Genomic DNA, 9,155 nt, shown 5'->3' with positions numbered 1-9,155 from the left:
CCATTGCTCCTCGCTCGGCAGCGCCTTGCCCGCCCATCTGGCGTAAGCGAGCGCGTCGTCATAGGCGATCTGCACCACCGGTTCGCGGTCGCGCCCGGCGATCGCGGTGTCGGGGCCGGCGGGGTGGCGCCACTGCGCGCCGACGACCCAGCGCCACCAGTTCGGGTTGCCGTCGGTGGGCGCGGTGAACACCGCGCCGCCGGGGACGAGCATCTCGGGCGGCGCGCCGGGCAGTTTCGGGGGATCGCGTTCGGCGATCGTCCTGTAGCCCGTGGCGCGGACAAATTCGGCAAATTCGCCGTTGGTAACCTCGTGCGTCGCCATCCAGAAGCCCGCAACGGTGACCCGCTTCTCGGGCCCCTCCTCGGGCAGATGCGCGTCGGCGCCCATCGCGAAGGTCGCGCCGGGGATCCAGACATAGTCGGCCTTCGGCATCGCGGGGCATGTCGTCTTTGCCGCGACCGCGGGCGTCTCCTCGGGCTTGTCGGCGCAGGCGGCGAGCAGGCCGACGATGACGAGCAGCGTCGCGCGCTTCATGCGATCAGCGCCTCGACCATCTTTGCGACCACCGCCCCGGCTTCGTCGACGGTCAGCCCCTGGTCGTGGCGCAGCGCGCGCCAGGTCTGGAACGAGAGCGTCACGCACAAAGCCTCGCGCGCGACGCGGTCGGCGAGCACTTCGTCGGGGAGCAGCCGGAACAGCAGGTCGCGTTCGAGCGCGACGACCTGGCCATATTGGCCCATCAGGAAGGGCGACTGGTAACGCTTGATATTGGCCGCGAGGCGGAAGGGCAGCATCGTTTCGAAGACGCGGACGCGGCGCGCGGCGATGTCGCGTATGTCGTCGCGCCAGTCCTTGCCCGCATAGGGCGCGCTGACGATCGGCATCACGCGCTCGGCGATGGTTTCGGACATTTCGCGGTAGAGCGTGTCCATGTCGTCGAACTGGCGGAACACCGTGCGCAGGCCGACCCCCGCCTCCTCGGCGACGCGCGCGGCGCTGGGCGACAGGTCGCCGCGGTCGATGAGGTCGAGCATCGCGGCGACGATGCGCGCGCGGCTCGACCGGCTGCGCTCGCGGCGTCCGTCGACGCGCGGTGCCGCTTCGGCCTCGATCTTCGCTTTTGCCCTGGCTGCCATATCTCCCCGCTGGCCCAGCTTGGCGCCGGGGTCAATGCGATCTTGCGCGCGACGCGATATAATGACACAAATAGTGCCATAATATCGACCAGAATCGAAAACGGGTGGGGCTATGAAGAAAAGATGGGTGGCGCTCGGCGTGCTCGCACTGCTCGGTGCGGGGGGATATTGGGCTTATAAAGCCAATACATACCGCCTGCCCGGGCTGATTTCGGACTGGCGCGACCCCGTGCAGCCGAACCGGCCGGTGACGTGGGAGGCGGGACCCGCGACCGCGCCGGCGCTTCCGCCCGGGAGCAAGCGGCCGCCGAACATCATCCTGATCGTCGTCGACGACCTCGGCTTCAACGACATCAGCCTCAACGGCGGCGGGGTCGCGGGCGGGATCGTCAAGACCCCGAACATCGACGCGCTCGCGCGCGAGGGGATGAATTTCACCACCGCCTATGCCGCCAACGCGACCTGTTCGCCGTCGCGCGCGGCGATGATGACGGGGCGCTACCCGACGCGCTTCGGTTTCGAATTTACCGCGGTGCCGGTGCAGTTCGCCGAGAATATGGCGCATGGCGACGGGATCGGACCGCTGAACACGATCTTTCACAAGGAACTGATCACCCCCGACGTGCCCGACTATCCCGACATGGGGGTGCCCGCGAACGAGGTGACGATCGCCGAGGCGGTGAAGGCGGCGGGGTACCACACGCTGCACATCGGCAAATGGCATTTGGGCGAGGCCCCCGCCCTGCAACCGCACGCGCAGGGTTTCGACGAGAGCCTCGCGGTGCTCGGCGGCGCGGCGATGTTCCTGCCCGAGGACGATCCCGACGTCGTCAACGCCAAGCTCCCATGGGACCGCATCGACCGTTTCCTGTGGGCAAACCTGCGCCATGCGGTGAGCTTCAACGGCAGCCAGCGTTTCCACCCCAAGGGGCATATGACCGACTATTTCGCCGCCGAAGCGACGCGGGCGATCGAGGCGAACCGCAACCGGCCCTTCTTCATGTATCTCGCGTTCAATGCGCCGCACACGCCGCTGCAGGCGACGCGCGAGGAGTATGACCGGCTGCCGCAGATCAAGGACGAGAAGACGCGCGTCTATGGCGCGATGATCGCGCAGCTCGACCGGCGGATCGGCGACGTGATGGCGAAGCTCAAGGAACTCGGCATCGACGACAACACGCTGGTGATCTTCACCAGCGACAATGGCGGCGCCTGGTACACCGGGATCGACCGGTTGAACGCGCCCTATCGCGGGTGGAAGGCGACTTTCTTCGAGGGCGGCATCCGCACCCCCTTCTTCATGCGCTGGCCGGGCGCGATCGCGGCGGGATCGACGCGCGCCGACCCGACGGGGCATCTCGACATCTTCTCGACCATCGCCGCCGCGGCGGGGGCGAAGCTGCCGGCGGGCCGGCAGATCGACAGCGAGGATATATTGGCGGGGCCCGCGAAGCGGCCGGCGATGTTCTGGCGGTCGGGCGACTATCGCGCGGTGCGCGCGGGCGACTGGAAGTTGCATGTGACCAAGCGGCCAGTGAAGACGCGCCTCTATAATCTCGCGCTCGACCCCACCGAGCAGACCGACCTGTCGGCGCGCGAGCCACAGCGCGTCGCGCAATTGCGCGCGATGATCGAGGCGCAGAACAAGGACATGGCGAAGCCGATCTGGCCGGGGCTGATCGAGGGGCCGGTGCGCATCGACGTGCCGCTCAATGCGCCGTGGAAGGACGGACAGGACTATGTCTATTGGACCAACTGAGGCCGCGCCGCGGCGCCCCTCGCCCACCGGCTGATTTTGGGTTAGCATGCCCCCGCGACGCGGCCGGGCAGAGCCGCAGCGCGGGAGACAGTGCATGACCGCCGAGCTCGTCGAGACGATCCAGTCGACCATCCAGCCGAACGATCACCCCTATATGCAGGGCGCCTGGCGGCCGACGTTCAACGAATGGAATGCGATCTTCGCCAATGGCGATGCCGAAGTGATCGGCACGATCCCCGACGACATCGACGGCGTCTATGTGCGCACCGGCGAGAACCAGGTCCATGAGCCGATCGGGCGCTATCACCCCTTCGACGGCGACGGGTTCATCCACGCGATATCGTTCAAGGACGGGCGCGCGAGCTATCGCAGCCGTTTCGTGCGGACCAAGGGGTTCGAGGCCGAGAAGGAAGCGGGCCGATCGCTATGGGCGGGGCTGATGGAGCCGCCGCACAAATCGACGCGCCACGGCTGGGGCGCGCAGGAGTGGCTGAAGGACAGTTCGTCGACCGACGTCGCGATCCATGCGGGCAAGATCATCTCGACCTTCTACCAGTGCGGCGAGGCCTATCGGCTCGATCCCTTCACGCTCGAACAGCATGGTACCGAAAGCTGGGTGCCGCTCGACGGCATTTCGGCGCATTGCAAGGTCGACCCCGCGACTGGCGAACTGCTGTTCTTCAACTATTCGAAGCACGCGCCCTTCATGCATTATGGCGTCGTCGGCGCGGACAACAGGCTCAAACATTATATCCCGGTGCCGCTGCCCGGACCGCGCCTGCCGCACGACATGGCCTTCACCGAAAATTACGCGATCCTCAACGACATGCCGCTCTATTGGAGCCCCGAACTGCTCGAAAAACGGCTGCACGTCGTGCAATTCCATCCCGACGAAAAGACGCGCTTCGCGATCATCCCGCGCCAAGGCCAGCCTGAGGATATCCGCTGGTTCGAGGCCGAGCCGACCTACACGCTGCACTGGCTGAACGCGTGGGAGGAAGGCGACGAGATCATCCTCGACGGCTATTATCAGGAAGAACCGATGCCGAAGTCGCGGCCCGACGCGCCCGCAGGCTATGAACGGATGATGGCCTATCTCGATCAGGACCTGATCCGGCCGCGGCTCCACCGCTGGCGTTTCAACCTGGTGACCGGCGCAACGACCGAGGAACGGCTCGACGACCGCAACCTCGAATTCGGGATGCTGAACCAGCGCCACGCGGGGCGGCGCTATCGTTACGCCTATAGCGCGATCCCCGAGCCCGGCTGGTTCCTGTTTCGCGGGCTGGTGAAGCACGACCTCGAGGCGCGGACAAGCGAGGACTATGAATTCGGCCCCGGCCGCTTCGGCAGCGAGGCGCCCTTCGCGCCGCGCATCGGTGCCACACAGGAGGACGACGGCTATCTGGTCTCCTTCGTCGCCGACCTCGAGGCCGACCGATCCGAATGCGTGCTGATCGACGCCAGGGATATCGCGGCGGGACCGGTGTGCCGGATCATCCTGCCCGAGCGCATCTGCGCCGGCACGCACAGCGTCTGGGCGAATGGCGACGATATCGGCATGGGACCGAACGGCATATTGGCGGCCTGACCAGCGATGCCGCGCGCAACCCCGTTGAATCGCCGCGCATTTCGCCCTAGCCCCGGGATCATCATCCAGAGGAGGCGGTCATCGACATCGATCGGGCACAGGAGGAATTGCGCGCAGCCTATCAGGGCGGCGCGCCGGGGGTTTTGATTTCGGGGCTGGCGTGGCTGATAGCCGACGCGGCCTGGTATGTGATGGACGGCTTTATCGCCTTCCTCGTCCTGCTCGTCGCCGGCATGCTGATCTTTCCGCTGTCGCTGCTCGTCGCGCGGCTGTTCCGCGCGCCGCGCGTGTCGCAGGGCAATGCGCTGAACAAGCTAGCGATCGAGGCGACGATCCCGCTCTTCGCCGGGCTGCTGATCGCGTTCGTGCTTGCGCCCCGTTCGCCGGAATTCGCCTTTGCAGCGCTAGCGATCGTCATTGGCGCGCGCTATTTCGCCTTTGCGACGCTCTATCGCGAGCGCGTCTATTGGCTGCTCGGTGGCGCGCTGTTCCTGATCGGCACCGGCTTTGCGGTGCAGGCGGGCGCGCTGCCGGTGCATGTGACGCTGGCGGTGGGCGCCGCCGAACTGCTGTTCGGGGCGCTGCTGTTCACCCGGTGGAACGCTGCGGCCGCGGCGGCACCGGCCGCCGCCTGAGCGTCAGGCCGAGGCGGCCGCCTGCTGGCGCGCCGCCCACAGCCCGAAGCCCGCGATGATCGCATAGCAGACGAGCGGCACCGCGAGCGCGAGGCGGAGATCGATATCGGCGACTAGCCCGAACAGGAAGGGCACGATCGCGCCGCCGATGATCGCGGTGCACAGGATGCCCGAGGCCTGCGGCGTGCGATCGCCCAGCCCCTCGGTCCCGAGGCTGAAGATCGTCGGGAACATCAGCGAGTTGCAGAAGCCGACGAGGATCAGCGCCCAGCCCGACAATGCGCCCGTCGTCACCGCCGACAAAACCACCAAGCCAATTGCCCCCAAAGCGAATGCACTCAGGATTTTGCCTGGTGCCACCGCTTCCTGCTTGTCCAACTGTAGTAGCTGTTCAAGCCTATGGATCGCGAAAAAGAGCCCATAAATTATCGCGCACAGGCCCGCCAGCATGGCGAGTGCGCCAAAGTTCTGTTGGTTGATGAGATTTATTACTGCCGCGCCAACAGCAATTCCCGACAGAATCACAAACGGCATTTTCACGACCGATGTTCTGAGGATGAAGCCGCCGAGAATGCGGCCGATCAGCGCGCCGAGCCAGTAGATGGCGACGAGCTTGCCCGCGGCCTGGAGCCCCAGCCCCATCACGCTCTGGTCGCCGAGATAGGCGATGAGGTTCGAGCCGATCGCGACTTCGGCGCCGACATAGACGAAGATGCACAGCGCACCGAGCTGGACGCGGCGGTTGTGGGTGAGCAGGTCCCACGTGCCCTCGAGCTTCATCGCATCGGCCTTGGCATGGTCGAGCGCCGAGCGGTTGAACCAGAAGATCGCCGCGATGACGAGCATCAGGATACCGAGCCACATGTAAGCCGTGCCGATCGACGCCCCTTCGGCGACGCGATAGGCCTGGATCTGCACATCGGTCGAGGTTTCGGGGTCGAGCGGCTTGCCGTCGCCGAGCAGGAAGGTCGCGCCGCCATAAACCATCAGGAAGACGCCGACCGAATTGAACGCTTGCGCGAAGGTCAGCCGGCTGTGCGAGGTCCTGGCCGGGCCGAGCGTGGTGATCACCGGGTTCATCGCCACCTGGAGCACGGTGATCCCCGCGCCGATGCAGAAGAGCGCGGCGAGAAAGCCGGGGTAGGAGGCGGCTGCCGACGCGGGCACGAACAGGAAGGCGGCTGCCGCGATGATGACGAAGCCGAGCACGAAGGTGCGGATATAGCCGAGTTTCGACATGATGATCCCGGCAGGGATCGAAAAGGCGCCATAGGCGATGAAGAACGCCATCTGGACGAGGTTCGCCTGCGCGTGCGTCAGGTGGAACATCGACTTGAACTTGCCGACTAAGAGGTCGTTGATGTTGGTCACCCCGCCGAGCAGGAAAAAGACCGCAAAGGCGAGGACCAGCACGACCAGCGTGCTGCCTCGGCTCCTGCCATCGGTTCCGCCCGCATCCGGGCCCGCACTCGTCGCGACGTTCGGCGCCAATGCCATGTCTCTCTCCCCGATATTCTTTTATGTCTGTGCCGAAAGTCTCGTCATTTCGCCTTTGGCGGGCAAGGCAGATTCTCGCCCACCGCCTGCACATTCGAATGTAGCAAGGTGGCGGCGAAACCCTTGTCGGCGCTGAGGCTGAGCGCATAGTCGAGCTTGGTCAGATTGGCGCCCGCATCGGCGAAGCAGCGCAGCGGGATGCGGAACGAACTGACCTGACCCTTGGGCGCGGCCTTGACCCAGTCCGAGATGTCGAACGCCTGCCCGCCCATCGCGAGCGTGACCGGGCCGGTGCCGGGCGCATCGACGCGCCACTCGACGCGCAGCGCGAAGCTGTTGTTGAGCTGGCGCGTCAGGTCGGCATAGGGGCCCGAAAGATGGAAGGCGGCGGGGCCGGTCCAGACGAAGCTCTTGCCGTCCTCCTGCGCCTTCACATCGACCGAGCGTGCCTCGATCAGCCCGCCGGGGCTCGATACCGGGGCGGATTCGACGGGGCGCGAGCCGCCCGCGTCGGTGACGGTGAGCACCCATGGCGCGCGCGCGCGGCCGCCGGCGAAATAGGTTTCGACATTGAGCGCGGCGGCGACGTCGATGCCCATGTCTTCGGACAGCGGTCCGACGGGCTTGTTCTCACCATATTTGAGGCCGTAGCCGGTGGCGAAGAGCGGCTTTTCGACCGGCGAGCGCGCGTCGGCGGGCCAAGCGAAGGGCAAAGTCCCGGTGAAGGGGCGCGCCGTCTTGCCGTTCTTGCCCGCGACGAGCACGTCGGCGACGCCCGCCCCCTGCGACCCCGGAAGCCAGCCGGCGACAAAGGCATCGGCGGCGTTGATTTCGGGGCTGGTGAACATCGGGCGACCCGACAGGAACAGCGCGACCACCGGAATGCCCGCGGCCTTGAGCTTCTTGAGCGTCGCAAGGTCGGTCGCATCGCTCGGCTGGTAATCGAGCGTCGGCACGTCGCCCTGGAACTCGGCATAGGGCGCCTCGCCGAAGACGACGATCGCTACGTCGGGCTTTTCCTTGTAGACGCCGCCTTCGGACAGCGTCGCGACGCCGCCGGCTTCGCGCACCGCCTTGTCGAGTCCTTCCCAGATCGTCTGGCCGTTGGGAAAGTCGGCGTGGGTGACGTCGGTGCCCTGCCAGCTGATCGTCCAGCCGCCCGACTGCATCGCCATGCTGTCGGCGCCGGGTCCGGTGACGAGGACGCGGGCGCCCGCCTTGATCGGCAGGACATTGCCATTGTTCTTGATAAGGACGAGCGATTTCGCCACCGCCTCGCGCGCGACCGCGAGATGTGCGGGCGCGCCGACCGCCGCGAAATCGCCGCGGCCGCCATGATCGGCATCGAACAGTCCGAGCTTGAACTTCACGCGCAGGATGCGGCGCACCGCGTCGTCGAGGCGCGCAGCGGATATGGTGCCGTCCTTCGCCTGTTTGACCGTGGTTTCGTAAAGGCCTTTCCAGCTGTCGGGCGCCATGAACATGTCGAGCCCGGCGTTGATCGACTGCGGGCAATCGGTAACGCTGCAGCCCGCGACCTGGCCATGGCCGTTCCAGTCGCCGACGACGAAGCCGTCGAAGCCCATCTTTTTCTTGAGCGCGTCGGTCAGCAGCCCCTGATTGCCGTGATGCTTGATCCCCTGCCAGCTCGAGAAGCTGGCCATGACGGTGAGCGTGCCGGCGTCGATCGCGGCGGGATAGCCCATCGCGTGTTTGGCGATCAGTTCGGCCTCGTCGACCTTGGCATCGCCCTGGTCGCGGCCGCCGTCGGTGCCGCCGTCGGCGAGGAAATGCTTCGCGGTCGCGGCGACATGCGTCTTGCCGACAACCTTGCCGGCGACGAGTTGGCCCTGCAGCCCGACGACCATCGCTTTGGCATAGTCGGCGACGAGTTTCGGATCGGCGGCATAGCCTTCGTAGCTGCGACCCCAGCGCAGATCCTGCGGCACCGCGAGCGTCGGGGCGAAGGTCCATTCGATGCCGCTGCCCGCGATTTCGGCGGCGGTGACCGCGCCGATGCGCTGGACCAGTTCGGGATCATGCGCCGCGCCGAGCCCGATATTGTGCGGGAACAGCGTCGCGCCGGGGATATTGTTATGGCCGTGGACGGCGTCGACCCCGAAGATGATCGGGATCGCGACGCCGTTCGCCTGCGGCCTCAGCGACACGGCGCGGAATTCGCCGACGAGTTTCGCCCAGTCGGCGGCGCTCGAGCGTTCATTGCCATTGGGGCCGCTGTTGCCGCCGGCGAGGATCGAGCCGAGCGGATAGGTTTCGAGATCCCTGGGGGTGATCGTGCTGATGTCGCCCTGGACGAGCTGGCCGACCTTTTGCTCGATCGTCATTTTCGCGAGCAGCGCGTCGATGCGCTTTTCAGTCGCCGCGTCGGTGATCGCCGCGGGGCTTTTCGCCGCGGGCCAAAGTTCGGGATGGACCCTTGCGCTATCGGTGTCGGTCGACTGCGAAGCCGCCGTGGTGGCGGTGCCTGCCAGCAAAAGAGCCGTCGTCATGGCAAGTGCGGAACGCCGCATCGT

The 9,155-nt window shown here is 66.3% G+C and carries 7 protein-coding genes; 3 read left to right on the top strand and 4 right to left on the bottom strand.

All coding sequences use genetic code 11. From position 1 onward, the window contains the following. The coding region (locus B1A78_RS07800; RefSeq protein WP_144037735.1) for an SUMF1/EgtB/PvdO family nonheme iron enzyme at positions 1–537 on the bottom strand (537 nt) is incomplete at its 3' end. Continuing rightward, positions 534–1,139, bottom strand: coding sequence for a TetR/AcrR family transcriptional regulator (locus B1A78_RS07795; RefSeq protein WP_077146409.1), 606 nt, complete (start codon positions 1,137–1,139; stop codon positions 534–536). The genes B1A78_RS07800 and B1A78_RS07795, both read right to left, overlap by 4 nt. 112 nt (positions 1,140–1,251) lie before the next feature. Between B1A78_RS07795 and B1A78_RS07790 the strand changes: the two genes are divergently transcribed. The 3 genes from B1A78_RS07790 to B1A78_RS07780 all read left to right on the top strand — a co-directional run bounded on the left by B1A78_RS07790 (position 1,252) and on the right by B1A78_RS07780 (position 5,124). Beyond that, a complete protein-coding gene (locus B1A78_RS07790) occupies positions 1,252–2,898 on the top strand; it encodes a sulfatase-like hydrolase/transferase (protein ID WP_077146408.1) in 1,647 nt (548 codons plus the stop codon). 94 nt (positions 2,899–2,992) lie between these two features. After that, complete coding sequence (locus B1A78_RS07785; RefSeq protein ID WP_077146407.1) at positions 2,993–4,489, top strand: carotenoid oxygenase family protein; 1,497 nt, start codon at positions 2,993–2,995, stop codon at positions 4,487–4,489. A gap of 80 nt (positions 4,490–4,569) precedes the next feature. Beyond that, positions 4,570–5,124 (top strand): hypothetical protein, encoded by a 555-nt coding sequence (locus B1A78_RS07780; RefSeq protein ID WP_077146406.1) that lies wholly within the window; start codon positions 4,570–4,572, stop codon positions 5,122–5,124. A 3-nt stretch (positions 5,125–5,127) separates the two neighbouring features. Here B1A78_RS07780 and B1A78_RS07775 read toward each other — a convergent pair whose 3' ends face one another. Both B1A78_RS07775 and B1A78_RS07770 read right to left on the bottom strand, forming a co-directional pair. Next, positions 5,128–6,621: a sugar MFS transporter gene (locus B1A78_RS07775; RefSeq protein WP_077146405.1), complete on the bottom strand. Its 1,494-nt coding sequence runs from the start codon at positions 6,619–6,621 to the stop codon at positions 5,128–5,130. Between the two features lie 44 nt (positions 6,622–6,665). Next, positions 6,666–9,152, bottom strand: coding sequence for a glycoside hydrolase family 3 protein (locus B1A78_RS07770; RefSeq protein WP_077146411.1), 2,487 nt, complete (start codon positions 9,150–9,152; stop codon positions 6,666–6,668). Between the last annotated feature and the right edge of the window lie 3 nt (positions 9,153–9,155).

Origin of the sequence: Sphingopyxis sp. KK2, from assembly GCF_001990265.1 — a bacterium.
Classification (GTDB): domain Bacteria; phylum Pseudomonadota; class Alphaproteobacteria; order Sphingomonadales; family Sphingomonadaceae; genus Sphingopyxis.
Note: the sequence above shows the minus strand (reverse complement) of the source record. Positions and strands in the feature narration are given on the sequence as shown.